27 protein-coding genes are annotated in these 23,272 nt (G+C 60.6%); 15 read left to right on the forward strand and 12 right to left on the reverse strand.

Features of this window, described 5'->3' with window-relative positions; genetic code table 11:
* Positions 1-462: hypothetical protein (locus tag FEZ60_RS32295; protein ID WP_207185756.1), on the reverse strand; the 462-nt coding region annotated here is incomplete at its 3' end.
* A 560-nt stretch (positions 463-1,022) separates the two neighbouring features.
* Here FEZ60_RS32295 and FEZ60_RS24910 point away from each other — a divergent pair.
* Positions 1,023-1,355 carry a hypothetical protein gene (locus FEZ60_RS24910; protein ID WP_172937298.1) on the forward strand — a complete coding sequence of 111 codons (333 nt, stop codon included), beginning with the start codon at positions 1,023-1,025 and terminating at the stop codon, positions 1,353-1,355.
* Between the two features lie 991 nt (positions 1,356-2,346).
* Here the strand turns inward: FEZ60_RS24910 and FEZ60_RS24915 are convergent.
* Positions 2,347-3,117, reverse strand: coding sequence for a hypothetical protein (locus FEZ60_RS24915; RefSeq protein ID WP_172937299.1), 771 nt, complete (start codon positions 3,115-3,117; stop codon positions 2,347-2,349).
* The gene (locus FEZ60_RS24920; RefSeq protein WP_072782819.1) at positions 3,114-3,446 is read right to left on the reverse strand and encodes a hypothetical protein; all 333 of its coding nucleotides are present in this window, start codon (positions 3,444-3,446) and stop codon (positions 3,114-3,116) included. The genes FEZ60_RS24915 and FEZ60_RS24920 overlap by 4 nt, the downstream gene beginning before the upstream one ends.
* A gap of 175 nt (positions 3,447-3,621) precedes the next feature.
* Between FEZ60_RS24920 and FEZ60_RS24925 the strand changes: the two genes are divergently transcribed.
* On the forward strand, positions 3,622-4,230 hold the full coding sequence (locus FEZ60_RS24925; protein ID WP_172937300.1) for a recombinase family protein: 609 nt from the start codon (positions 3,622-3,624) through the stop codon (positions 4,228-4,230).
* Between the two features lie 93 nt (positions 4,231-4,323).
* Here FEZ60_RS24925 and FEZ60_RS32275 read toward each other — a convergent pair whose 3' ends face one another.
* The 6 genes from FEZ60_RS32275 to FEZ60_RS24955 all read right to left on the reverse strand — a co-directional run bounded on the left by FEZ60_RS32275 (position 4,324) and on the right by FEZ60_RS24955 (position 8,508).
* Positions 4,324-5,157, reverse strand: coding sequence for a hypothetical protein (locus FEZ60_RS32275; RefSeq protein WP_346343409.1), 834 nt, complete (start codon positions 5,155-5,157; stop codon positions 4,324-4,326).
* Between the two features lie 225 nt (positions 5,158-5,382).
* Complete coding sequence (locus tag FEZ60_RS24935; protein ID WP_172937301.1) at positions 5,383-6,054, reverse strand: TetR/AcrR family transcriptional regulator; 672 nt, start codon at positions 6,052-6,054, stop codon at positions 5,383-5,385.
* A 104-nt stretch (positions 6,055-6,158) separates the two neighbouring features.
* A complete protein-coding gene (locus FEZ60_RS24940; RefSeq protein WP_172937302.1) occupies positions 6,159-7,226 on the reverse strand; it encodes a DUF2637 domain-containing protein in 1,068 nt (355 codons plus the stop codon).
* 92 nt (positions 7,227-7,318) lie between these two features.
* Complete coding sequence (locus FEZ60_RS24945; RefSeq protein WP_172937303.1) at positions 7,319-7,582, reverse strand: DUF2637 domain-containing protein; 264 nt, start codon at positions 7,580-7,582, stop codon at positions 7,319-7,321.
* Positions 7,583-7,666: 84 nt separating this feature from the next.
* Positions 7,667-7,921 carry a plasmid partition protein ParG gene (locus tag FEZ60_RS24950; protein ID WP_172937304.1) on the reverse strand — a complete coding sequence of 85 codons (255 nt, stop codon included), beginning with the start codon at positions 7,919-7,921 and terminating at the stop codon, positions 7,667-7,669.
* A complete protein-coding gene (locus FEZ60_RS24955; protein ID WP_172937305.1) occupies positions 7,918-8,508 on the reverse strand; it encodes a ParA family protein in 591 nt (196 codons plus the stop codon). The genes FEZ60_RS24950 and FEZ60_RS24955 overlap by 4 nt, the downstream gene beginning before the upstream one ends.
* Before the next feature lie 745 nt (positions 8,509-9,253).
* On the opposite strand from FEZ60_RS24955, the gene FEZ60_RS24960 reads away from it, so the two are divergent.
* Together FEZ60_RS24960 and FEZ60_RS24965 are read left to right on the forward strand one after the other, a co-directional pair.
* Complete coding sequence (locus FEZ60_RS24960; RefSeq protein ID WP_172937306.1) at positions 9,254-9,472, forward strand: hypothetical protein; 219 nt, start codon at positions 9,254-9,256, stop codon at positions 9,470-9,472.
* Positions 9,473-9,480: 8 nt separating this feature from the next.
* The gene (locus tag FEZ60_RS24965; protein ID WP_172937307.1) at positions 9,481-9,687 is read left to right on the forward strand and encodes a hypothetical protein; all 207 of its coding nucleotides are present in this window, start codon (positions 9,481-9,483) and stop codon (positions 9,685-9,687) included.
* 52 nt (positions 9,688-9,739) lie between these two features.
* Here FEZ60_RS24965 and FEZ60_RS24970 read toward each other — a convergent pair whose 3' ends face one another.
* Positions 9,740-11,617, reverse strand: coding sequence for a hypothetical protein (locus FEZ60_RS24970; RefSeq protein ID WP_242484817.1), 1,878 nt, complete (start codon positions 11,615-11,617; stop codon positions 9,740-9,742).
* A 783-nt stretch (positions 11,618-12,400) separates the two neighbouring features.
* Between FEZ60_RS24970 and FEZ60_RS24975 the strand changes: the two genes are divergently transcribed.
* Genes FEZ60_RS24975 through FEZ60_RS24985 form a run of 3 tightly spaced genes read left to right on the forward strand, consistent with a single transcriptional unit; the run spans position 12,401 to position 15,382 of the window.
* The gene (locus FEZ60_RS24975; RefSeq protein WP_172937308.1) at positions 12,401-12,904 is read left to right on the forward strand and encodes an ImmA/IrrE family metallo-endopeptidase; all 504 of its coding nucleotides are present in this window, start codon (positions 12,401-12,403) and stop codon (positions 12,902-12,904) included.
* On the forward strand, positions 12,901-14,007 hold the full coding sequence (locus tag FEZ60_RS24980) for an MAB_1171c family putative transporter (RefSeq protein ID WP_172937309.1): 1,107 nt from the start codon (positions 12,901-12,903) through the stop codon (positions 14,005-14,007). The genes FEZ60_RS24975 and FEZ60_RS24980 overlap by 4 nt, the downstream gene beginning before the upstream one ends.
* Positions 14,008-14,026: 19 nt before the next feature.
* On the forward strand, positions 14,027-15,382 hold the full coding sequence (locus FEZ60_RS24985) for a cytochrome P450 (RefSeq protein WP_115304735.1): 1,356 nt from the start codon (positions 14,027-14,029) through the stop codon (positions 15,380-15,382).
* On the opposite strand, the gene FEZ60_RS24990 is transcribed toward FEZ60_RS24985, so the two are convergent.
* Positions 15,369-15,785, reverse strand: a complete 417-nt coding sequence (locus FEZ60_RS24990; RefSeq protein WP_092808858.1) for a hypothetical protein — start codon at positions 15,783-15,785, stop codon at positions 15,369-15,371. The two genes, FEZ60_RS24985 and FEZ60_RS24990, sit on opposite strands and share 14 nt — an antisense overlap.
* On the reverse strand, positions 15,782-16,465 hold the full coding sequence (locus FEZ60_RS24995; RefSeq protein WP_172937310.1) for an XRE family transcriptional regulator: 684 nt from the start codon (positions 16,463-16,465) through the stop codon (positions 15,782-15,784). The genes FEZ60_RS24990 and FEZ60_RS24995 overlap by 4 nt, the downstream gene beginning before the upstream one ends.
* A 506-nt stretch (positions 16,466-16,971) precedes the next feature.
* Here FEZ60_RS24995 and FEZ60_RS25000 point away from each other — a divergent pair.
* From FEZ60_RS25000 to FEZ60_RS25035, 8 genes are all read left to right on the forward strand, one after another.
* On the forward strand, positions 16,972-18,657 hold the full coding sequence (locus tag FEZ60_RS25000; RefSeq protein ID WP_242484818.1) for a cutinase family protein: 1,686 nt from the start codon (positions 16,972-16,974) through the stop codon (positions 18,655-18,657).
* Positions 18,650-19,825 (forward strand): insoluble domain protein, encoded by a 1,176-nt coding sequence (locus FEZ60_RS25005; protein WP_172937311.1) that lies wholly within the window; start codon positions 18,650-18,652, stop codon positions 19,823-19,825. The genes FEZ60_RS25000 and FEZ60_RS25005 overlap by 8 nt, the downstream gene beginning before the upstream one ends.
* A gap of 56 nt (positions 19,826-19,881) precedes the next feature.
* Complete coding sequence (locus FEZ60_RS25010; protein WP_172937312.1) at positions 19,882-20,967, forward strand: hypothetical protein; 1,086 nt, start codon at positions 19,882-19,884, stop codon at positions 20,965-20,967.
* A complete protein-coding gene (locus tag FEZ60_RS25015; RefSeq protein ID WP_172937313.1) occupies positions 20,964-21,743 on the forward strand; it encodes a hypothetical protein in 780 nt (259 codons plus the stop codon). The genes FEZ60_RS25010 and FEZ60_RS25015 overlap by 4 nt, the downstream gene beginning before the upstream one ends.
* Positions 21,740-22,282 carry a DUF6668 family protein gene (locus FEZ60_RS25020; RefSeq protein WP_172937314.1) on the forward strand — a complete coding sequence of 181 codons (543 nt, stop codon included), beginning with the start codon at positions 21,740-21,742 and terminating at the stop codon, positions 22,280-22,282. The genes FEZ60_RS25015 and FEZ60_RS25020 overlap by 4 nt, the downstream gene beginning before the upstream one ends.
* Positions 22,283-22,376: 94 nt before the next feature.
* Complete coding sequence (locus tag FEZ60_RS25025) at positions 22,377-22,655, forward strand: hypothetical protein (protein WP_172937315.1); 279 nt, start codon at positions 22,377-22,379, stop codon at positions 22,653-22,655.
* A gap of 9 nt (positions 22,656-22,664) precedes the next feature.
* The gene (locus FEZ60_RS25030) at positions 22,665-22,925 is read left to right on the forward strand and encodes a hypothetical protein (protein ID WP_172937316.1); all 261 of its coding nucleotides are present in this window, start codon (positions 22,665-22,667) and stop codon (positions 22,923-22,925) included.
* The gene (locus tag FEZ60_RS25035; RefSeq protein WP_172937317.1) at positions 22,922-23,272 is read left to right on the forward strand and encodes a hypothetical protein; all 351 of its coding nucleotides are present in this window, start codon (positions 22,922-22,924) and stop codon (positions 23,270-23,272) included. Before FEZ60_RS25030 ends, FEZ60_RS25035 begins: the two co-directional genes overlap by 4 nt.

The following is a 23,272-nucleotide window of genomic DNA, read 5'->3' on the forward strand; positions in this document are numbered from 1 at the left end:
CCACAAACCACCTAGAGGATCGGCCCCGCCGAGACGCTCCCCGTAGCGGCGGTCAACCCGTTTAGCGAGGTTCAATCTCCATTCGTCCACATGGATTTGGTATCCGATGAACCATTCTGTCAGCTGAGCCTTCTTTAGCTCGCCAGCACCGAGAAAAGTCGCCGTGCGCATATTTGGGTCTACAACATACGTCGAGAATTCGTCCGTGAATTTTGATCGACCTAGGACTAATCCGATATATCGAATGGTGGATTCAAGACTCCTGAAGCTCAACCATGGCCAGGCTCCATTTATTGCCGCTGCGATGATTGTTTCATTTCCGTCAGCAGATCCCCGTGCACGTACGAAATCGAGAACTTCGCGAAGAAACCGAACTTTTTGGCGAGGATTAAGGTAAGCGACGCTCGACGCGACGCATGACGTCTGAACTGTCAGTGCGGTGGCCGCTTCTTCGCCTTTCACCCGATTGGCGAACGACGATACGACTGAGGCTCGGGGATCCATAGCTTTGCAAGCAAGCTCGTGATTGAGGGCTAGCGCGGACGAGAATGGAACCACCACGCCCTCAGCCGGGACGCGGTAGACGGGTCCGGTGGCTGTGATCGCTAGTAGCCGTCTAGGCACGCGATCGGGCTTCTGTCCAACTGGCGCCGTCGACGTGACGGTGTGTGAACTTGCTTCGCTCCGCACTGACATGGCAGATCCTCAAAGTAGGGTAAAGACCGGTTGGTTGCATTGAATCGTCGGGTGCTCCCAGAGCTAACGGACCAATATGGTCGCCCAACATCCCACGCCCCTGAAACGGGCCCTGCTGCGCCACCGCCCAGCGGGGCAGACACAGACGAGAACGTTGCACGAATCTTCTGGTTCGCTATTGGCCTGTCGAGAGTTCGTTGACAGAACAATCCCCAGCATGGAGTTATCTGAGATAACACCGTTTGCCCCATTGGGAGTTGCTGTAATCATCGATTGATGGACGCACGCCCTCGTGCGGGTACCCACGCGCTCGGCATGAAGATGTCGTGGAACTTGCACGCCTCCTGCATGCCTTTCGGGGACTGTCCGATGAGGTCGAAGCGCTCCTTGCGGATGCGATGAAGATCGCTCGCAGCTCAGGCCTCAGTCAGGCTCTCATCGCCGAGGCGGCGGCGTTGTCCCCTGGTCGCGTCAGTCAGGTAGTCAAGTCTGATGGAGCAGTGGGGCCGCGCTCGCAAGTGCACGACCGGGTGTGGAAGATCAGCGAATGGCCAGGTGAGACATTGCGCCCATACGCAGCCTCATTCTCCGGACACATGACCATGCCCCCCACGTCCGTCGCCGCCCTGCCTCCGGTCGATAATCGATCAAACCTGTGACGTACGGCACGCCGACGCGGCGTGCGGCTCGCCGAGAGTTATGTGTGCTGAGCTGGGTCGACCTGGGAATCTCATCTATGTGACTCACAACATCTTCGGTTATGTGATTCTGTCGGCCACTAGCTGTAGTGTCTTGAGCACTGAGAAACCGTAACGCGGAACGCCTTGAGCGAAGCTCCGGCAGTCGGTGGATCAGTGACGAGTGAAGGCTTGAGGAGCTTCCGGGCCCCTTCTCGATCGTGGAGCCGCAGTCCACCCTGAACTGAGTCGAAACCCAACCCTGGGGGACGGCCAGAGTTAAGGAGGACCGAGCCATCAAACCTAACTCGGAACGAGACTCACCGGAGTCTCAGCGTGACAGTCCTGCGATCGTAATGTTGATCCAGGCGTCTCGCATGCTCAGCGCGGTGCACGCATTTTGTGCCGCTACAAACAGCAATGCCACCTTGATGCTTTGCACCAAGATGGCGGCTGTTGCCTTACGGATGATCGCTTTCGTATTCCAGCGACGGATCACCTAAAGGTCGAAGTCGCAGGCGATTCCTGGGTGCTACCAACACCTGGGGATCGCCTGTTTTTCATTGTTCAACGAGCAGACCGGGCGACAAACGAACTGGTTACCTATCCGCTGTCTTGTGCCTGACCTGTCCGCAGACTCTAACAACAAAGTCCACTATCCGGGAATCCGAGCCGTTTGGGAACCCCTCAACAGAAACCCGTCACAACGATCAGTAGACCGCCGAAACCTAAACTGCCAGGTCCAAGGCTTAAACTAACGATGAACCTGAGTTACATCTCTCAATCTGCCACACGCCACCGACAACCTTCACAAGCTGTTGCGTTCGAGCACCGCCGGTCTAAGCAGGGTGGGGTGTATTCGACCGCACGATCGAGGTGTTGTGTCCGTCTATTTTCCTTGCCTCGCACGGATCGTCAATGGTCATTTGTGGCGTGCCTGCCGAACCACAGTATCTCCTCGGACGTACCGGCTTCAATCAGTCCGCTCGTATCCACGCTCGGCCAAACGTTCAGTGCTGGCATCATGGGCAGGCTCTGGTTTGTCTTGGGCACCTGAGGAATTGGTGTTGAGGTGCTCGCGAATTGTGCGAGGGTGAGCGCGGGACACCGTCGACAACGCTCGGGCGATGTCGCTGTAATCCTCGAGGGCCGGCGCTTGCTTGGACTGGAGCCAGCTCCGCGCGCGAGAGACGGCAAGATCGCGGTTGTCGGGATAGCCGCTCGACCAGTCGATACCGGCTTTGTCGATCCGATCGAGAACCTCGGCGGGGTCGATGATGTTGTCGCGGATCAACGCTCCGACGAACTCGTGGTCTTTTTCTCGGCCGGCAATCAGTTTCGAGACACACAGGTCGATCGGGTGCAGGCACAGTCCGGTGCGCCCGTAGTTTTGATCGTCGCCGGTTCCGCTGGCAGTGAAGGCGACGAGCCTGTTTTCCCAGCCGCGGGGGAGCACCACGGTGTCCCGGTGGATCCCCTCGACGTAAACGCCGTGGCGAAGGTGAAACGGTGAGTCCTCCCCTACCCAGACGTTGAGCGTGCTCACCTTCTCAGTGACATCGGCGCCGGTGGTGAAAGCGCTGGCCGGAGTCATGTCGACTTCCATCGAACGTATAGCTTCTTCCGGCAGCGAGTCTTCGTCGTAGCTTCCGAGTACCGATTGAGATCCGAAGATCACCACTTGCGATTCCTCTACCCACCCGCACGCAGCGATAACCGCTTTTTCGAGGTCGCTTCGTTTCACTCGCGAGTTCTCTTGAGAAGGTCGAGTACGCGCAGGCGTTCGCTCTCGCTCAACAACACCGATAGGGGCGACATGTTTCGCATCTCACGGTCGGTCTCGGTATCGGAGACGCTGATCTTGCGAACGGTGTCGATGTCGTTGTCCGCGATGATGCGTTCCCACTGGTCCAGGCACTTGCGGAGCATGTTCCCGTGAACGTGCTCACGGTTGGTCTGCAATCTGGCGCGCACCTTGTCGGTGTTGATCGAGAGGTGTTCGCGGTCAATCTTGTCCAGGACCGCTTCGTGTACGAGTTTCTTCCGGACGACTTTCGACAGGACTGCGGACATCTGCGGCTCCCTTCATGTTCGATGTACCAGTGTTGACCAGGCAGTTGTTCGATCAGTGTATCTGTTTCGCAGCCTTGGGCACGGTCATCGGAATGCCTTCGGTCAGATTCTGCTCGATCCGCCCTACTCGCCATGTAATACATACAGAGGTCTATTCGTAGAATACGATAGTGGGATGTTGATCGGATACGCACGCTGCGCTTCGTCGATGGACGGCGACGAGCAAGGCCAACGCGCTGCACTCGTCGCGCTCGGCGTCGATGCCGACTTCATTCATATCGATCACGGTCTGACCGGGACAGATCGGCCCCGACCTGCACTGACAGCTGCGCTGTCCGCTCTCGCGGCTCGGGACACCCTCGTCGTCACGACGCTCGAACGGCTGGCTAGGTCGGTCACCGACCTCAGCGAAATCGCCACGGACCTCGCACAACGGGACGTGCTGTTGATGTTCGCCGGCACAGTCCACGACCCGAAGGACCCGATCGGAGCAACCGTGTTCGACATGCTCTCCCAAACCTTCAGCACGTTCGAGACCGGCCTGATCCATCTGCGCACGATGGAAGGAAACGCTCGCCGCAAAGCCACCGGCGGCTTCGCTGGCCGCACACCGCTCCTCGACGCAAAGCAGCAAGCAAAACTCTTCGACCTGCACTCTCGGCGTGAGCATTCCATTGCGGAGCTGGCAAAAATGTTCAACCTCAGTAAACCCGGTGTCTACAAGTACGTCGCACGCGAGAAGAACCTACGCTCGGAACCCGGCTCCAGCTCCACCACTGACTGACGTCACCAGCATGTTGCGACAGGGCAAGGCATCGCGTCAGCGGTGTCGCGGCAGCACATCTCTTGCCTTGCATGTGCCTTTTCGCCTTCCCCGTCAGGTTGTGTGCCGCGGCCCGATCAGCGAATCGAGGTACGCCACCTGGGCATCGAGGCCGGCGCGGACATCATCGATGTCGCTGCGCAACGTGGCGGTGTGCTCGATCGAAAGTTCGGCGCCGACGATCTGCTGGTACAGCCGGTCCACCTCCCCTCCCCCGGCTGCCAACTCGGTGACCACCTGAAGGTTGCGCACACTCGCTTCAACGGGTGTGAGGGCATCTTCGTAGGCGCGGAGCGCAGCCACCCGGTCGATCAATGCTGATTCTGCTTGCGCCGCAACGACGTGTCGGCGTTCCCACTCTGCCCGCGCTCGGGCGAGGACGTCGCTACCGTCGTCGGTCGGGATGTCGGTCATGGCGGCGCGCACGGTTAACAACTGATGGGCCGCGGCAGCGACGGTGTGCAGTTCGATCGTCAGTCCGAGGATGGAGCGGTGTGCGTCGAGCATCGGGTGCGTCCAGATTGGGTGCGTGGTGATGCGTGCCGCAACGTCTTCCGCTATTGCCACCAATCGGATCTCGGGGCCTTCCTCGCGTAACGGCCAATGCAGCGGTGCAAGGGCTGCGCGCAGCTCGTGGCGTTGATCGTCGGTGAGTTGCCGGTGCCCGGTGGGTGTGCCGGTGATCGTGCGCCACCAGCTCGGCTGGGCCACAACCTCGTTCGGTTCGACAATGGTGTTCGGTGACAGTGCCGCGAGCACCGACTGGGTTGATTCGCTGACGAGAGTCCAGTCGAACACAGCGGTCGTGTGCGGAGCATGTTGAGGGAAGCGGAGAGTCTCGACGACCCAATCGCGGGCCACACTCAGTGCTTCGGTCAACTCGATCACCTTCTATCAGGGAACAACGACCAGCCTATCGCCGGTACCTAACACCCGCGCCAGGGCTGTGGCGGCCCGTCCGTGCGGGTGTTAGGTACCTCGGCATTACCGGGCCGGCCTGGTTTCGAACAATGCAGTCGGTGGTTCCTGGAAGTGAAGAAAACAGTTCCCGGTGGATCATTTCGGTGACGGATGCGGGTCTCGGACGGATCTGCTGCGCAGGCTGATTCATTCTCATCGGGCAGTCACCGGCGTTGCGGGAGCCGTCGCCTGGTCGCTGCCGAGCCAGAGCATCAGAAGATCATTGACACGTCGGCTGATCGTCTCGGGTTCACCGAGGCTGGTGGCGACGTGGACGGCGCCCACAAAGCCCGCGCACAGGGTTTCTCCGAGCCGCAAGTGTTCGGCTGTGTCATCGAGTTGACCGGTTCGAATTGCTTGCTCGACGATGACGGCGATGGCACTCGTCCACGCGGTGTACACCTTTGCCGTCTCGTCGACAGCTCGCTCGAGGCTCAAGATCAATCCGGCTCGCGCTACGTGATCGTGCGTGATGATCTCCGCGAGTGCGCGCTGAACAGTCGCGACCTGGCGTAGGGCAGGCTCGTCTGCGGCAGTGACGTCGGCGATGGTGTCGGCAAGGACGGTGCCCCATCCTTGCATCAGGTACTGCGCCAGAGACTCTTTGGACGGAAAGTGGTGATACATTGCGCCTTTCGAGTCCCCCGTTGTGGCCAGGATGTCAGTGATCCTCGCGCCGGCGTACCCGACCGTGTTGAAATGTTCGGCCGCGGCCGAAGCAATGCCGTCCCGTGTCGCGATCGCTCTTTGCTGCGGTTCTCGTTGACGGGTTCTGCCGCTATTCCGCGTGCTGGTAGCCGCGGCGCTGTCGATATGATCGTGCACGGTTACAGGTCCAATCTGTGGTCAATTGCCCTGACAGTGTTCCTGCACTGCCAGGGCGCTTTCGTGTGGGTGTGATGAGGCGCGGGGCCTCGCCCCTGCTGTTCTCAGCTCACGGATGCAAGTTCTTCATCGTGGAAGGTCTCGGCTGATCGCATATCGAAGAGCGGCGGGTTGGTGAAACCTGCTGCGCGAGCTGCGGTGTCGAATCGCTCGTATCGACGCCACGCCGTGGACGTGACAACAGGAGGATTGGAGCTTTGCGCGATCGCTTCCCATGTCAGGGACGGGTCTTTGAGCTTGCGGCGCGCAGTTTCTTTGACGCTACCCGGAAGGTCCGATTGCGCAATGAATTGCTCCAACTCTGCAAAGAGGTCAACCTCGGATGCAACGGAATGCAAAGCGTCGGTATCGAGTTCGGGTTCGCTCTCGAAATCGGCCGCGACGACAGTTTCGGGTTCGGCGTGCGGCGAAGGTTCCGGCGCGTAGAGAGCCGGGCTGTGGTCGATATCCACTGGGTTTTGCGCGGTTGCCGATTCGGCTGAAATGTCATTGCTGAACTGCGGCAGGTCGACTGCAAAGTCATTCTCGGGGGCCGTATCCGGTTCTTGGTTGGTCTCCGCCACGGGGGTGCCAGCCACGACCATCGCGTGTTCGTCGATCTGCGTCCGGTAGTCGGCGTATGCGACGCCGGTGGCCTTGATGAGCACTCCGCAGCCGTGGGTAAATGCCAAAACCAACAGCGGTGGCACGATTGCGATGAGTGCTGCTACGGCAGGCTCCAGCGGAACGTATCCGACTACTCCCCCACTTGCCAACGTTGCTCGCGCCTCACCCGCGCCGTTGAATGCGTGATAGGCGTTGCCCAGGATGCTGATCAGGACGACAAAGACCGCAAGAGCAATGTAGAAGCCTTTGTCCCAGCCGCTTACCTTGAGCTTGCTGATGAGAACGATCGCAATGGTCGAGCCGAGAATTGCGCCGTCCACGATGACGGGAAAGATCCATGCAAGGTGTTCGGGGATCGTTGCTTGTATTGCAAGGTCTCGTTGCACAGCGAAGGAGAGCACGAATGCGCCGGTGGTGATTCCGAGGGCGATGAGGATTGCCAGGACCAGCGCGGCGAGTAATGCGCCTAGCTGAATTCGTGCGGCCCGCAGACTAAAGTCGGTCATGATCGGGGGTTCCTTCCTAAGGGTGTTTCCCGGTCCGGAGCCTCGCCGGGTGCAAGCCGGTGAGGCTCCTCTTTTCTGATGTATCGAACTGCTCAGTTGCGCTTGGCTTCTGCTCCGGCTCGTTGCTCTCTCGTCGCGAGGTGGCGGAGGAAGAGCATTGCAATGATCGAGCCAGCGATCATGCCGTCGATGAGGACAGGAAATAGCCATGCAAGGTGCTCCGGTATACCTGCCTGCACGGCAAAGTCACGTACCGCAGCGAATGAGAATACGAGTAGAGCGAGAATCGTCAGGGCCAGCGCGAAAGGCACTGCTCGCGGCTGGGTCCGTATGGCCCGCAGACTAAAGTTGGTCATGATCGGGGGGTTCCTTCCTAAGGGTGTTTCCCGGTCCGGAGAATCACCGGGTGCAAGCGGGTGAGGCTCCACTTTGCGTAGTTTTCAGTTGCGCTTTGCGTCAGTCCATTGCTCGATCATTTCTTCGACGACATCCCGCATCTTCTTGCCGCTTCCAGCGACTGCGGCTTTGAAGCGTCTGTGCAGATCAGCGTCGATGTTGACTGTCAGTTTGGAGCGGTCGGCATCCGGCTCTTTGAAGCTGGACGACACCGATGGTGCGGTGGGTGCAGTTGCGGCCGTTGGTATTTGCCTCTTCGGGCCGAGCTGTGGGGTTACTTTTGCTTTGGGGATGCTCATGCTGTCAGCGCCTCTGCGATCTCGCCCACGACGTCGGAATACCCTTCATCGTGTCTAGGGGTGGTTCCGAATGTCGAGCTGATTCGTTGCTTCATGGTTATGACTGTGTTGAAGCGTGCCGCTCCGTTGTCGTCGAATGCAGATTTTGCTTCATCCAGGAGCGTGGTTCCTAGCCGTGCAGAGGTGATCAGCACTCCGTACGGAAGTCTCCCCTGGATCGAAGGCAGCGTTTCCCACACCCTGGCCGTGTCGAGTCCTGTTGCCGCGGTCGGCATGATGACGAAGTCCGACACTGCAATAGCTGCATCGATGACCTGACCGTCACCTGGTGGTGTGTCAATGATGACCACCTGGTTTGTGTCACCGTTTGCATACTTGGCCAGGCGTTTCATATTGACAACGTGAACAGCGAACGGAAGGGGGTCGCCAACCTCTGTTGCGCGATCAGCCCAGTCGGTCGCGGACCCCTGTTTGTCGAGGTCGAGTACCACAACATCTTTACCCTGCCGGTGATACGCCAGGCCCAGGTAGATCGCACTCGTCGTCTTCGCGGTGCCGCCCTTGGTGTTGACCAAACTGATGATCATCGAGAAGTGCCCTTCCATTCGTAGAATCCACTCACCTGGCTTTACGGTTTTACAGCTGCCATGTAGCTGTATAACCAGCTAACCGTATTGCTGGCAAACAGCTTTACAGCTGCCGTGTAGCTGTATAACCAGCTAACCGTATTGCTGGCAAACAGGTTTACATTTTCCCAGATAGCCGTATTTACGTTTACCTGGCAATCCGGCTACCCAGATAGCTGTATTGCAGCTTACCGTACAAACGGCTAACCGCATAGACGTTTTTACAGCTTTACAGTTTTACAGTCATCACTTTTTGCCGTTCCGCTTGTGTCGATACGGCACTCCTTTCTGCGGTCCACAGTGGGGCGCATAGTACGCAAAATGCCAGTTCAAGACGATTTTTCGGTGAGGCTGAGGGCAAGCCCGAGCGAACCCGGTGGGGCGATCATTACCGGGTCTTTGCGGCAACAGATCGCGACCTTGCAACAGTTCATCTGGTCGGCCGCAGCAGTGATGTTGTGATTGGGCAGGGGGAGGTGAGCCATTGCGGGAGGTGCTCGTCGGCGCAAAGCTTTCCCCGTTGAAACATTTGGCACGCAAAATCCGCGAAGTTCCAGGGTTCGGTTTGCTGGCAGTGGAGCGTGTGACGAAGGGCGTTTGCATCCGTTGCGCATCCCGTAGAGCAGTCTTAGCGTCACGGTTGTTGCGGATGAGACAGTGACGGTAGACGGCGAGCTGATGGCTCAGGTGGCGACAAAGTATCGCCGTGAGGTTAGGCAGTTTCGGTTGGGCATGTTTCGACGATGCCGCCGAGTTTCAGGCTGCAACGCGCAAGGAATGGAATCTGCCGACGCTGTATGTGCGGTCGGTGACGGATCGGTTCATGAAGGTATCGGTAATTCTCTCGCACCTGTCGTTCGAGAAGTCATATCCGAAGGAACTGGACGATCCGGAAGCCGTAGAAATTCATCTCTCGGTTGGTTGAGGACGGCCATGAAAGTGCCACCAGCTGAGGCTGTGGCGTGGGCAGCGGCCGTGTTCGGACCATGGGCATCGAGTGCGTATTGGCTGGGTGCGGTTGTAGAAAACTCAATTGGGCGCCCGCCCGCACTGCATTTCGCGTTGTACGTATCGGGAAAGGGTGAGCCGCGCCATCCGCCGGCGATCGAGTTGATGCACAAGAAGCTGGTGCTCTCGTAACACGGATTCTCGGCGAAGACGACGCCGTCTTCGCCGATGCTGGCTGGCTCGGTCAGCATGCGATCGGAAGGGTGCTGGGGCCGTTGTGGTGCGCCAGGACCATCGCGCGGGCGCGTCGGTAGTCGGCACGGCCACCAGTGGTGGGGAATCGGCCGTGGGTAGCTCGTGGGCTTGCCTGGATCGGAAGCGGTAACGATCCGATGTCTTGCCGGCGGGGACCTCGTTTCGGTCCGCTGCGGGTGCGCCAGGCGATCTCCTCGGACCACCAGGCCCATAGTGTCCGTTCGGTGGTGTGGCGGAGTGCCCGGGATGCGAGGTGCCCGGCCACTCCGAGCCGCTGAGCTGCTGTGTGGAGCTGGCCACGCCGGATTTGATCAGTACCTCGGGTGGTAGGAAGCAGATTGTGAGCCTTGAAAACCGCGAGAGCTGTACGCACAGTGCGGTGGGCGTAACCGGTGGCCTGAGCAAGTTCCTCAATCGTCGAAAGCCCAGTGAGCAGGGCGAGATGTATGCGGGCGTAGGCGGCACCTAGTCCCGGGTTGGGTGTCCAGAGGTCGTGAGCGTGGTGGGGGAGGAGGGGGGTGGCGGGGGCGTGTTCCACTTGTGTTGCAGCTGTGCAGGGGTACCGGGCGGGTGGCTGATTGAGTGTCCACGTCGCAGCTTGCGTTCCGACTCCTGGCCGTACTGGTGTCAGCCATTCCTGCGCTGTGAGTGCGTGCAGTCGCCTAGAGATGGTGGAAGCGTCGAGTCCTGTGAGCTGTGCGAGTCGTCGGCAGTCGATGTCGAGGGTGCGGGTCCGAGCGGTCCGGGCGAGGTGCGCGAGTGCGTGAAGGATTCTTTCGTCGCTGGGTCCTCCTGGTCGGGCGAACTCGGCGGCATTGGCGTGCAGGCAGTTTTCGATTGCATCCAGCTCCGCGTCGACCTGTGTGGGCATGGGGTCTGTGACCGGGGCGAACGTCGCTGCTGTTGTCAGTGCCTTGTCCCATTGCTTCGCGAGCGTGCCGCTACGTCCGGCCTCGCGGTCCTCGCGGAGTCGGGCTAGTCCTGGCGCTGTCGAGGCGGCGGCGGCGGCGTCTTTGAGGGTATGACCTGCACGTGCCATACCGAGCAGGATGCTGTAGGCGACATTGCTGCGATCAGACCCACTCATGAGGGTGGTGTTCATGAGCGATTTCGTGCGAGGGGAAAGTCCGCGGCGCGGCCGATCGAGGCGGGGTCCGTCTGCGGTGTTCACGATGCGGATCGGGGTGCGCCGAGTCGTGGCGGTGGGAGTGTGCGGGTGGCGGGCGAGGAGCCACTCGACGATTTCCGGCGTTGTGCCTGCACGCATGTCGTCAAGGGTGCGATGCAGTGCGGTGCCCTGCTGGTGGGCGATGGACTGGCCGCCGCTGCGGTGCGGTGATCCTGGTCCGCGTACGACTCCCGTCGCAGGATTGCAGAGCGGTGCGATGTCGAGTGTGGGGTAGTAGCCGACAAGGGCGCGGGCCATGTTGCGGACTGAGTCCGGATCTGCGCCAGCGGTCAATCGGAGCCAGATGTGCTGGCCGCCGGTGGGTCCGGAGGTTGTGCGTAGGTGTTGTGCTCCAAGCTCGGTGAGCTGGGAAGACAGTGTGTCCGCGTCGGCTTTGGCAGCGCCGGGTCCGTGTTTGGCGGTGTCGAAGTCGAATGCGAGGAGACGGTACCGGTGGTCGCTATCTGCGAGATAGAGCGCCCATGGGCATGTCGGTGCGGTCAGCGGCGCTGAGGTTGATTGGCGGTACTCGTGTGTGCCTGCGCCATCGAGACGCAGGGTACGGCGAGGTGACCATTCGCCAATGATGCGTCGATAGAGGGCGTCATCTTCGGGCGCACTAACGCCAGCGGAGACACGCGAGAACTCAGTTATTGAATCTGCAACAGGGCACGATGTACCCTGAGAGCTGTCCGGCAAGACAGTTCCCTTCGGGGGATGGCAGTACCGCTGAGATTCGAGCTGGTAACTCGGGTCTCACACAACTTCGAGGAATCCTCGGTTCGGCCTTACCCGCCGGCCGGGGATTCTTTTATTCTCAGCTGAGTAGCGGCACCACAATTGAATTTGTGGCGGCTGGCGAGTCTTCCTTTGGTAGAGGTGACTCGCGTTCGCTTTATGCGGAGATTGGTAGCACCTCCTGCTTATTCAGCTCACGTACGAGGTCGTTATGGCCTGTGTGCAGGCACAGCAGGTCAGAGACGTATTGGCTCACTGAGCTGGCGCCCGCATCGTGTGCGCGCTTCTCCAGGTCTGCGTAAACAACCGCAGGAACACGACCAAGTCGGCCACGGGGTCCTTTGTTTTGAGTTGCCATCCTGATCTCCTATCTCTGACTGCTTTGTACGCACTGCCCAGGTTGGTCCAGTCTGGACCAACCTTGGCGTAGGTCACGGTTGCGACACGCCAACCTCGCCAGATTCCTCACATCCCTTCGGAAGGGTCGAAACCCTCAGCCCCCGTTGGCCCTCGAAACGTGAGAGCCTGGGCGACCTGTGACCACGCCTTGACCTCAGGTAGGCGACCGGCTCGAGCTTGGGGTAGCAAGCACTAAACCAGCGATTGCCATTCTTGCACATGATTTGCCTTTGGCTTCGGTACGACTTTGCTTTTTTGCTGTGCTTGACCACACAGCTTTCGCCAGCATTAAGCTGTGTCCTTGCTTGGTCCGCGGGGATACCAGGTACCGGAGGTGGGATACAGATGTTTTCGCGATTGACGCGACGGAGTCATGTCCACGATGTGCTGTCCCAAATTCCGTTGATCGCGCCCTGGACGGTTGGCGAGTTCCTCGACTGGATGGCTGAACACACCAAACGCAAGGTCATCCTCTCGCCCTGGACGAGTCCCCATGAGGAGTTCGGGGGCCGCTGCGGACTCGTGTGGGGAACTGATGACAGCTACATCATCAGGTACGACCCCGATCACACTGTGCGGCATCAGCGACAACAGATCCTCCACGAGTGCAGTCATATCTTGTGCCAGCACGAAGGCGAACCGTTCTGCCCCACTGAAAGCGTTCTGACGGAAGGTCTCGACATCAATTCGCTCAGGTGGGTGATGCGTCGCGACACCTTCGACACGCCGACAGAAGCCGAGGCTGAGCTGCTCGGTACACAGCTTGCGGTGCGTAGTAAGGGCCCTGTGGACGCGACCAGTCTCGGAGCGCTTCATCGGATCGCGGGAACGTTCGGACCTCACTCGTGAGCGCACAGCTCGATCATGCGGCGACTGCCACGATGTCTCACTGGGCGACGGTGCCCATGATTTCGGTCTTGGCGGCTGTGATCGTGGCGCGACTGTTCCTGGTCTCTCGCCGGCAACTGGATCGGCGCGTTACGCAGATCCTGATTTGGTGGTTGTTCGTTGCCCTTCTGCGAGAGTCCTGGATGCAGACGGTGATCATCTCGAACACGTCGATGACGCTGTCCGATATTCGTCTTCTCACGCACGCCTGCGTTATCGGGGCTGCGGTGGCGGTCTATCTCGTGGTCCGGTCATGGAGCTTGCGTCCGGTCGAAACCAGAACGGTTGTCGGACTCTACGGTGCGGGATTCGCAGCGGTGGTGGTGTTGGCCGTTCTTGGTGAACCTGCTCGGGCACAAGGAATCGCAGTCGAAGAGCTGCAATCGTGGCACACGGCGGCCTACATGATCGTCTACTCAGCTCCGATGCCATTGGCGTTGTTCGCGATTATGAAGTGGTGTGCGCGCCTCTTCTGCCGGGCGAACTCGGCTCCGTCATTGCGGGTCGGCCTGGCCTTCGTCATCGCTGCGTCCTGCGTCTCGATGTACGACCATCTCACGCGTATGGCGACCGGCATCATGCTCTCGTGGGACTGGCACAATGCCTTGACGGAGTCGCGCTCGCAGTCCAATGACGTGCTGTTCCTGCCTGCAACGTGCGTCATTGCAATGGTGCTCTCCGTTCCCGCCATCTCCGAAGCGAAGATTCGGCTTCGCTCAGACCCTTCGTCCCGTGCGGTCGTACGCCTACAGGACATGTGGCAGGACTTGATCGAGGCTGCACCGAAGGTGGAACTCGAGACCGCAGGATTACTGCACACCAGTGCCGAGCGCGAGCATCGGATGCTGATCGAATGCGAAGACGCGCTGTTCCTTCTCCTTCCCTATATGAACTCTGCCGCCCTGGATGAAGATGCGACACCCGCCGAACGGGTCAAGGCCATATCTGCCGCGATGCGTCTGTTCAAGGATTCTGACGGCGAGCGTCAATCAGTCGCACCACCGCAGTGGTTGATCGACGAGAACGAGCTTCTGCGCGTTGCAGATGCCTGGGCTCGAACATAAGACAACAGACAGGACATATATGCCGAGTACGACAACGATTCCGCACCCGCCTCGTCGAGTTCCGATCTTGGGAGATGTGTTCGGAATCGACTCCGAAACCCCCAACCAAACGACGCTGGTGCGGTTCGAGGAGTTGGGACCGATTTATCGGCGCTCAATCCTGGGGACAGATCTGACATTCGTCGGGTCAGCGGAGCTGGCTGCGGACATCTTCGACGAAACGAAGTGGGAAAAGTTCGTCGGCCGGCCGTTGGAACAACTTCGCCCGCTTATCGGCGACGGCCTGTTTACCGCCTACAACTGGGAATCGAACTGGTCGAAGGCGCATGAGGTGCTGATGCCGGCCTTCACCAAGGAGTCGATGGTCAGCTATCACGACACGATGGTCCAGGTAACAGACGAGCTGTGTGAGACGCTCTCGACAAGTAACGACGAGCTCGTGCCGGTAGTCGACGCGATGAGCGGCCTTACCCTTGAGATCATCGGCCGATGCGGATTCGGATACACCTTCGATTCGTTCCAGCGTGCCGACCATCCATTTGTGGCCGCGTTGACTCGCTCGCTGACCTACGCGCAGAAGAGCGGGATTCCGGTGCCATTCATCGGAAAGCTACTGCGACGCAACGAGGAGAAGCAGAACGCTGCTGATCGTGCGTTGCTTGTGGAAACCGTCGATGGTGTAATCGCAGATCGGCAGCAAACAGGGGAGCGGCGGCGCGATCTGCTCGATCGGATGCTGTACCCGGAAGGCGACGTGACTCTGGACCCGGAGAACATCCGAAACCAGGTCCTCACGTTCCTGATCGCCGGCCACGAGACTTCGGTGAATTCGCTGAGCTTCGCCCTGCATTTCCTCGCGCAGAATCCTGACGTCGCCGAGAAAGTTCGAGCGGAGGCAGTCGAGGTCTTCGGGGGAACCACCCCGAAGTACGAGGACGTTGCGCGCCTTCGGTATACGCGCCAGGTCATCTCGGAATCGTTGCGCCTCTGGCCATCCGTACCGGGCTTCTTCCGCGTAGCCAAGGAAGACACAACGGTCGGGAATTATGCGTTCGCAGAAGGCGAATGGGCCTTCGTTCTGCTCCTCGCTATCCAGCGGGACAAGCAAGGCTGGGGCGAGGACGCAGAAGAGTTCAACCCTGACCGATTCGACCCGCAGAATGCTCGCGGCCGATCAAGCGAGCTGTTCAAGCCGTTCGGCACCGGAATCCGTTCCTGCATCGGTCGGCAGTTCGCACTGCACGAAATGGCGCTCGCTCTCGCGACGGTTCTTACGCGGTTTTCGGTGAGCGCCGAGGCCGGCTACGAACTTTCCGTCGAAGAGACGCTGACACTTCGACCCAAGGATTTGAAGCTGAGCTTCACGCCTCGCTAACGCTGGCAGCGGGAGCCAACGCGCTGACCTGTGCGATCAGTTCTTCAAAATCTGCTCGTGTCAGGTTGGCGCTCCGGGCCGCGAAGTGGTTGAGGCCGCGGTCTCGGATAAGTATCCAGAGTCGGAGTCGCTGGTCGATGTCGATGTCGCGGCCGCCGCTGACTCGTAGGTAGTCGCGGTCCACGCCAATGGTGTCGCAGATTGCGTCGGCGACAGTAGCGGGAAAAGACTCGAGTGCGCCGCTCTGTACGTCTTCGAGCAGCTCGACTGGCACCAGTTCTTTGGCCTTCTGCCCGACGACCGTTGCCAGTGCTTGCAGGGTCAATTCAGGCTCGTCGCGGTGGTGATAAAACTCGAGGAGCCGGCTGAGCTTTTGTGCTGTTGTCGGTGGGAGGTGCTTCAACGGTTCTTCTCCTGACGTGACTGCCACTGGGCAATGAATGATTTCTGCGTCGCTGAGTCGAGGTCTTCGGGTCGACCTGTAAGCCATCTCAGGTACTGAAGATCTCGGGCGTCTTCTGGGGTGGGCGGTTCCGCTGCTCGATTGAGGTAGTCACCGATGAGCATTTCCACCATCGGTTCCACCTGCATTCGGCCTGGTTGCGCCATTTTTGATTCGACTTGAGCAATTAGCCAGGCTCGCAGTATCCGGTCGACGACAAGGTCGAGGTCTTCGTTGACCTTCTGCAACTGCCCGGCTGTTGCCGCGTCGGTAAGGGAGGAATGCAGCTTCTCGTACCGCTTGGCGATCTCCGAAATCGCGATGACGACGCTCAAGGGAAGAGTCACCGAATCCTCGTCGGCGCCGACGATCGGTGACGCTGGCCGCGCTCCAGGTACATCTTCCAGAGGCACCGGATTGTCTCCGATGAACGCTCGCGCTGCGGACCCTTCGGTCCACCGCAATCCTTTGTCCAGCTTCTTGAAAGTACTGACCGTCGGTTGTTCAACATCGCCGCGCTCGATCTTGGCCGTCGTCACATCTGACGGGCCACCCTCTGCCTGTAGCTGATCGCGGGTCAGATTCAAATACGCCCGGCGCTCCGAGACAAGGCGAGCAAATCGGTCGCGAAGGTCACTCATTGTCCTCACCTTACCGGCGACATGTTGCAGGAACGCATCACGCGACCGGGACCTAGCTGGGGTTTCTTGCCCACTTGGCGACACCGCTACAGACACCTCCCACCTAAACCTTCGTATATTTTTTGCTTTGCTTTTGCTTTGGATCAGTATATAGTTTGCCATGTATTGGTGAATGCCAATTCGGGGATTGACCGTACCGACACGGTCCGCAGCAAAAGACACAGGTGAGGGGACCGCAGATGTCGAGTTCAGGGGACAGCAATGCGGTCGCGACCGCCGCTCCCGGCACTGCATCCAGATCGAGTGGGTCTCTGTGCGATTTCGAGGTCCGTTGCGCAGCTCGACCGACGCTGTACGCCTGCGTCTCGGTTTGTGTACCTGGCACCCGCAGATGCCATGTCGGGCATTCCCTCGTGCCCTATCACCCGTTCTTCGGCTTGCAGGCGCGGTAACCCCCGTCTCCGCTCCGTCACGCGAACACACCACCTCGAAGAGAAGGGCACTGGATGAAGATGCGCCGCAATCCGCGAACCACCGATGCAGCACCACCCCCGATAGGCCGCGCAGCCACCTCCGCGCTGGTCTGCGCAGTCGCGGTAGCAATGGGAGTCGGGCCGAATGTCGTTTCCGCACATGCAGAGACGACCTGGATCGATCAGCTCGTTCAGGACTGCCCAGACCTGTACGTCCTGGCAACCCAGGGGACGGGGGAGTCCTCACCGGACGCCCCACTGAAGGCAGATACCGGGATGCTCTCCAATGTCATCTCGCCGCTGCTCGATCAGGCACGTCAGCTCGGTGTCTCGGTTGACCGCGCCTATGTTCCGTACCCCGCTGCGTTCGGTGGTGTTGTCCCCGGAGGCAAGGAGTCGTACGCCGTTTCCGTCGCCGCAGCCGAAGAGAACCTCAAGGCCGCAGCGGAGAAGGTAGTCGCTGCCTGCGCCTCGACCAAGCTCGCAATCGTCGGGTACAGCCAAGGTGCCCACGCTGCCTCGGATTTCCTCGCCAAGGTCGGTAAAGGCCAGGGCGGTGTGCCCGCAACGTCGATCGCGTCGGCCGCGTTGTTCGGTTCTCCGACGCGTTCGGCTGGTTCGGGTGTCTTCCCTGGAACCTCGCAGACTGCCCCGTCGCCGGTTCCCGGCACCTCCGGTACCGCAGTGAAGGCGTTGCCCGCTGTGGCGGTGACCTCCGCTGCCGGTGGCGGGATCGGGCCCGCTGCCGACACCGCCACCACGTTCGGCTCGCTCAACGGCAGAGTCTCGATGTGGTGCCAGACCGGCGACTTGGCGTGCGATGCACCTGCGAACGCACCGATTGCCAAGGCTGTGGCCAATGTTGCCGGACAAGCCGAGGTCGGCGGTGATCCGTTCGTCGCGGTCCAGACCATCGGACTCGCTCTGGCCTCGACTGCCTTCAATGTCGCCGTCGACGTTGTCAACGAAGACATTCAGGTTCCGAAGAATTCGCTCGAGAACCTCTCGATATCGCCGAAGAAGACGATTTCGCAGCGGCTGGCTGACAGCTCCGATCCGCGGGCTACGCCTCCTACCGAGCAAGAAGCGCTGGCTGCGTTGATGAAGGTCGGCTTGGTTGCGGTCAATGCCGTGGTCAGCGTCGCCAAGAAGGTCATCACGCCCGAGACAATCGCTGCCGTCGCGGCTGTCGGGTTGGCCAATCCTGTTGCCGCGTTCGGAATTATTGCGGCGAAGACAGTGAACGCGGTTATCAATCTCGTTCCGCCGGCCACCACTCAACGAGTCGTCAAGCAGACCTTCGACTTGGTCAAGGGCGAAGTGAACGCGAACAAGGACCTCTTCGATCTCGCGTCTCTCGCGAAATACTCGAATGTCCAAGCTGCACACGGCTCCTACGGATCGTCGGCCGCGACTGCCTCGGGACTGGCTCCGACCGCGTACGTAGCGAAGATGTTCGCCGCTGTCGCTGCCGATCTCAAGGCGAGTGGAACCTCCACCACCAAGTCGACGAAGAGCTCCACCACTACGACGACGAATACCTCCGCACCGTCTTCGACAACGTCCAGCTCGGTCAGCTCTGCGCCGTCTTCGACTACCACCTCGTCGTCGACCACGGCCACCACAACGTCTGCCGCTACGTCGACACAACCGACGACGTTCTCGCAGAACGGTCTCAACACAGATTTGTCCACCGAAGGGAATGAAGACAATGGGTAAGCACCACAAGCAGGTTCGGATCATCAAGGCTGCCGGAACCACTGCGATCACGGCCGCTGTGATCGTTGCAGCGTGCGGCGGCGTCGCCAATGCAGCTCCGACTCAGGGCGGCGTCACCACCGCTCCGTCCACTCAGGGCGGCGTCACCACTGCTCCGTCCGCGCCCTCGACTCAGGGCGGCGTCACCACTGCTCCGTCCGCACCTGTCGAGACGTGGGTTCCGGTTCCGGTTCAGTACCAGGGTCCGACGCAGCAGCTCAACAATTGGGACTACCAGACCAACACGTACGTCGCTCCGGCGTACCAGCCCAACGCGAACTACAACGCGCCGGTGGACTACTCGCAGATTCACCTTCCGACGCAGCTCGAAGAGTTCACCGCGCCGATTCAGGCTCCGGAGAAGAAGATTCGTGTCGGCAAGTTCCTGATGGATCAGCCGAACTGGGTCTCGGACGATACCGCTGCCCGCACGAACGGCCAGACCGCGGTGATCGAAGCTCAGGTCACCGACTTCTGGCGTTCGACCGGTCTCGAAACCGATGAGGCGCAACGTCTCGCCGCAGCGCAGCTCGGCTTCGGTGTGGCCGGCGCGCTCTCGGGTGGTCTCGCCGCCGCCGCACCTGCTTCCCTCGTGGGCGGCACGCTCGGTGCGTGGGCTGGCGGAACTGCCGGTCTTGCGATCGGCAACTTCCTCGTCCCCATCCCCGTTGTGGGCGCGGTGCCTGCCACCATCGTCGGTTCGGTCGGCGGTGGCGCGGTCGGTGCTGCTGTTCTCGGCGCCCCGGCATTCGTGCTTGGCGCGGTCGGCGGCGGTGCTTCCGGTGTTCTTGCAGCTACGGCCTACGGAACCGGTGACCTCGGTGAGCCGATCGAAACGACCATCCCTGATATCGACGAGCCTGCAATCACCGCGCAGACGCAGGCGACCCTCGATCAGTGGGAGACCAACCCGGTCGGTGCCGCAGCTAGCGGGGCCGTCCGCGACGTCGTTGCCTCCGCTCCTGTCGTCGACGAGCAGATTCGATCTGCTGTGACGTCGGTTCCCGGTGGCACGCAGGCTCTTTCGGCCTTCGATCAGACGGTCGCAGATTTCCAGAAGGCAACCGGCGTCGCTGGTCTGCCGCTGGGAATGATCGCCAACGCAATCGGCACCGGCATCCCGGCGTAATCCACTGGCGGGGGCAGGGACTCTTCCTGCCCCCGCCGATCTACCTCGGAGGAAAAATGGCGACGGACAATCGCACCGACCAACTGTTCCCGGACGTAACCGAGCACTACGGAGCAGACTTTCACGTCAGCAGCGACGTGGACTTTCCTGTGCCCCAGGAACACTACGACGATCACGCGTCCGATGACTACGGTGATGAATCCGACGTCATTTTGCCGATCATGCAGGTCACTGTGTCTGCGCCCGTCGACGTTGTCGACGAAGACTCACATGACGGGCCGACGGAAGAGCTTCCGGTTGTTCCCGTTTATGTCGATGACCAGCCTCTCTATGTCGACACTGCTTCTGCTGACGAACCCGCGGATATGGACAGCGATATCGACGACGATCCTCTGGCCAATGCGCCTGACTGGGTCCAGGCGCATATCCCTCGGCATCCGCTAGTCCTGGAGGATCAGTCCCGCAAGCGCCGGTCACCGCGCCTTCCTCGGCGCGCTACCGACCCTGTCGGCTCCCTCTCTGTCGAACCTGTTGCGTCGCCGGAGCCAAATGTGCGCAAGGAACGCGCCCCGAAGCCCGCGAAAGCGCCGAAGGTGCGTACCTCCTCGGGGGAGCGTAATCCGTGGATCATGCGAGGTGCTGCTGCCGCAGTTGTCGCGGTCGTACTTGGACTCACTGCCACTGCGCTGAGTTCGTCGGACGAGCCGCAAGCACCTTCTGCCGCAGGAACATCGGCAACGGCCGGCCCCATTGCCGTCACCACGGCAACCGCACCGGTGTGGTGCGAAAGCTCTTCTACCGGGGGAAAGGTAGTCGGCCGGGGCGCTGGCGACCCGGCCACTGGTGTCGGTCTGATCCAGGCATTCGACTACGCCTACTACGTCCTACGCGACGGCGCGAAGGTCGCCTCGATGATGGCGAACCCCAACCCCGTCGCCACGATTCAGGCATCCATCAACGATGCTGCCGCAATCGGCACCGAGCACTGCCTGACTATCGCGCCGACCCCGAACCCTGACGTCTTCGACGTCGAGCTGCTTCTGCGCACCGAATCGGACTCCGAAGGTTCCGTCCCGCAGCGCATCACACTCGCCAATTCCGCTACCGGTTTGAAAATCGCCACTATCGAGGAGATCCGATGAGCAATGTCGTTTCAATCCGTCGCGCTCCGTCCATTGCCGAGCCTGCCAAGGTCGCAGCCCTGGTTGTCGCCGGTTCGGGGGGCGCTGCCGCCACCACCACGACCTACGGTCTTGCAACAGCCTTGCGGCTCGGCACCGGCAAGAACGTGACAGCAGTCGACTCGACCACCGACGGAGGGAATCTCCTCAACCGGGTCGGTGTCGGCGCGGTCAGTGCTGATCGCTCGATCGACGGTCTCCGCTCACGCATGGCAGTCACCTCGTCAGGCATGGTCGTCGTCGGCAGTGGTGACAGCGGACAGATGACGGACCCGGCGATGGTGGACATGCTGCTGGCAGGGCGAGATACGGCCCGTTTCTACGACGTCGGCACCGCGTTGCGATCATCCCGGCTCTCTCCGCTGATTCAGAGCGGTGCCGCGCTGGTCGTTGTTGCACCTGCTCGGTCAGAGCCTTTGAGTCGTATGCGGTCGGCTATGCAGTGGCTCGCTTCTGCATACGGTCAAGCGGTCCTCGATGACACGATCGTTCTCGTCTCGCACCAGATGCCCAGCTCCCCGGTGGATCTGACGCCGATCCGGGATGCTCTCGCCCCTCGTATCGCGGGTTTCGTCGAGGTGCCCTTCGATCCGGAGTTGGCGCGTCCGGGCATCATCGACCACCGCCGACTCTCGGCCTCGACGATCGACGCCTGGACCGATGCCCTCGACGTGCTCGGGTCCCTTGCTGCTGGATCTACCGACGAAAACTCCCGCAGTGCAGGAGAACTGGCATGAGGACACATACCGAGCCGATCCCCGTCCAGCGGCCTGGCCCTGCGGTGTGGCTCTACGGCGCACACGGTGGAGCTGGTGTTTCCACGCTGACGCACTACCTCAGCTTCGCCGGCGACTGCGAACGACAGTGGCCGTGCGGCAACGACGTCGAAAACGAGTCCCCGTACGTGGTGATCGTCGCCCGCGAAACCAGTGACGGACTCAAGGCTGCCCATCAACTGATCGTCGATCACCACGAAAATGGCCTTGCGAGTGATCTTCTCGGCCTGATCACCGTGGCGAGTTCGCCGACGCTCGACAAGAGCGTGCGCCAGTACCGCGACGTTGTGACCTCGCCAGGTTCGGTGTCGGCGCACTGGTCGATCGGGTGGCACAAATTCCTTGCCGCCGCTTCGCGCCCTGCGCTTCCGCAGTGGCATCCCCTCGACGGCATCCCCGAGCAGACCAAGGGTGCTGCCGTCCCCACAGATGTGATCGCTGCCGGTGTCGGCATCGTCACGGCCATTCAGAAATCTCTGCCGCAGCTCTACCGTCGATAATAGCTAGATATAGAGCCCCCTCTATGTATAGTTACTTCCATGTCGATTCGTCTGGCGCAGAAATCTGAAACACCCCTCCACGAAAGGACATTCCATGCTCGCAACCATTCACGACACCGCAATCCTCGCGGTCGAGTTCAACATTTCGCCCGAGGTTCCTCCCGGCGCGAACGGCCTGCTCAAACTTCTGAACTGGCTGCTGTGGGGAGTGATGCTCGCGTGCGTCGCAGCGTTGGTCTTCTCGGGCGGCAAGTTCGCGTGGGAGAAGTGGACGCAAGGTCAGAGCGATGCACCGAAGATGCTGGTCGGTTCTCTCGTCGGGGCCATCGTCGCAGGGTCCGCAAGTGCGATTCTCAACGCGGTCGCGGGCTAGGTGACGTTCATGGCCATCTCTGACGTTTCACCACCATCGAGCGTCCCGATGCTCCTCATGTTCCAGTTGCTTCTGCTGTCCATGGCGATTGGTTCAGCGGTGGCCATGATCGTTATCGGCGCCAGCTTCGTTCGTAGTGTGCGCGCCGGCAACTCGCGTAGAACCGCCGACAACACCGCCCGACTGTTTCACACTCAGCTCTCCGGTTCGTTCCTCCTGGTTGCCTCGCTCGCCCTTGCAGCGTTGACGGCAGTGGCGGCACAAGGATGAACTCCACCGTTCTCGCGTACGTCGAACTTCCCGACTACATCGCCCGCGACATCAGCACCTTGCTCAGTTGGATCGCCGGTTTCGCCGCTGTGGTGTGCACCGCGAAGATCATCTTCGTCGGCGCACGCATGGCCTGGGACCACAAGCACAACCCTGGCCTCGAATCACCAACGGCAGCCGAATTTCTGGGTGCGGTCATCGGTTGGATCATCGCCAGCGCAGCCTCGGTTGCGGTCGCAGCCGTCCTCATCAATGCCGGTCAAGCACCGGGAGGCGCTACCGAACCGACGCCTCCCACCATCGTGTCGGACATTGAGGGGAAATACCCCCACCTCGAGGAGAAGTAA

It is taken from the genome of Rhodococcus sp. MS16 (assembly GCF_013277795.1).
GTDB lineage: Bacteria > Actinomycetota > Actinomycetes > Mycobacteriales > Mycobacteriaceae > Rhodococcus_F > Rhodococcus_F globerula.

What these genes read in the sequence shown, in the direction of transcription:
- FEZ60_RS25025 (WP_172937315.1), top strand. Translation starts at nt 22,377, where the DNA reads ATGCTCGCAACCATTCACGACACCGCAATCCTCGCGGTCGAGTTCAAC.
- FEZ60_RS25035 (WP_172937317.1), top strand. Translation starts at nt 22,922, where the DNA reads ATGAACTCCACCGTTCTCGCGTACGTCGAACTTCCCGACTACATCGCC.
- FEZ60_RS24940 (WP_172937302.1), bottom strand. Translation starts at nt 7,226, where the DNA reads ATGACCGACTTTAGTCTGCGGGCCGCACGAATTCAGCTAGGCGCATTA.
- FEZ60_RS25010 (WP_172937312.1), top strand. Translation starts at nt 19,882, where the DNA reads ATGGCGACGGACAATCGCACCGACCAACTGTTCCCGGACGTAACCGAG.
- FEZ60_RS25030 (WP_172937316.1), top strand. Translation starts at nt 22,665, where the DNA reads ATGGCCATCTCTGACGTTTCACCACCATCGAGCGTCCCGATGCTCCTC.
- FEZ60_RS24950 (WP_172937304.1), bottom strand. Translation starts at nt 7,921, where the DNA reads ATGAGCATCCCCAAAGCAAAAGTAACCCCACAGCTCGGCCCGAAGAGG.
- FEZ60_RS24965 (WP_172937307.1), top strand. Translation starts at nt 9,481, where the DNA reads ATGAAAGTGCCACCAGCTGAGGCTGTGGCGTGGGCAGCGGCCGTGTTC.
- FEZ60_RS24920 (WP_072782819.1), bottom strand. Translation starts at nt 3,446, where the DNA reads ATGTCCGCAGTCCTGTCGAAAGTCGTCCGGAAGAAACTCGTACACGAA.
- FEZ60_RS25005 (WP_172937311.1), top strand. Translation starts at nt 18,650, where the DNA reads ATGGGTAAGCACCACAAGCAGGTTCGGATCATCAAGGCTGCCGGAACC.
- FEZ60_RS24975 (WP_172937308.1), top strand. Translation starts at nt 12,401, where the DNA reads ATGTTTTCGCGATTGACGCGACGGAGTCATGTCCACGATGTGCTGTCC.
- FEZ60_RS25015 (WP_172937313.1), top strand. Translation starts at nt 20,964, where the DNA reads ATGAGCAATGTCGTTTCAATCCGTCGCGCTCCGTCCATTGCCGAGCCT.
- FEZ60_RS24945 (WP_172937303.1), bottom strand. Translation starts at nt 7,582, where the DNA reads ATGACCAACTTTAGTCTGCGGGCCATACGGACCCAGCCGCGAGCAGTG.
- FEZ60_RS25020 (WP_172937314.1), top strand. Translation starts at nt 21,740, where the DNA reads ATGAGGACACATACCGAGCCGATCCCCGTCCAGCGGCCTGGCCCTGCG.
- FEZ60_RS24955 (WP_172937305.1), bottom strand. Translation starts at nt 8,508, where the DNA reads ATGATCATCAGTTTGGTCAACACCAAGGGCGGCACCGCGAAGACGACG.
- FEZ60_RS24925 (WP_172937300.1), top strand. Translation starts at nt 3,622, where the DNA reads ATGTTGATCGGATACGCACGCTGCGCTTCGTCGATGGACGGCGACGAG.
- FEZ60_RS24985 (WP_115304735.1), top strand. Translation starts at nt 14,027, where the DNA reads ATGCCGAGTACGACAACGATTCCGCACCCGCCTCGTCGAGTTCCGATC.
- FEZ60_RS25000 (WP_242484818.1), top strand. Translation starts at nt 16,972, where the DNA reads ATGAAGATGCGCCGCAATCCGCGAACCACCGATGCAGCACCACCCCCG.
- FEZ60_RS24995 (WP_172937310.1), bottom strand. Translation starts at nt 16,465, where the DNA reads ATGAGTGACCTTCGCGACCGATTTGCTCGCCTTGTCTCGGAGCGCCGG.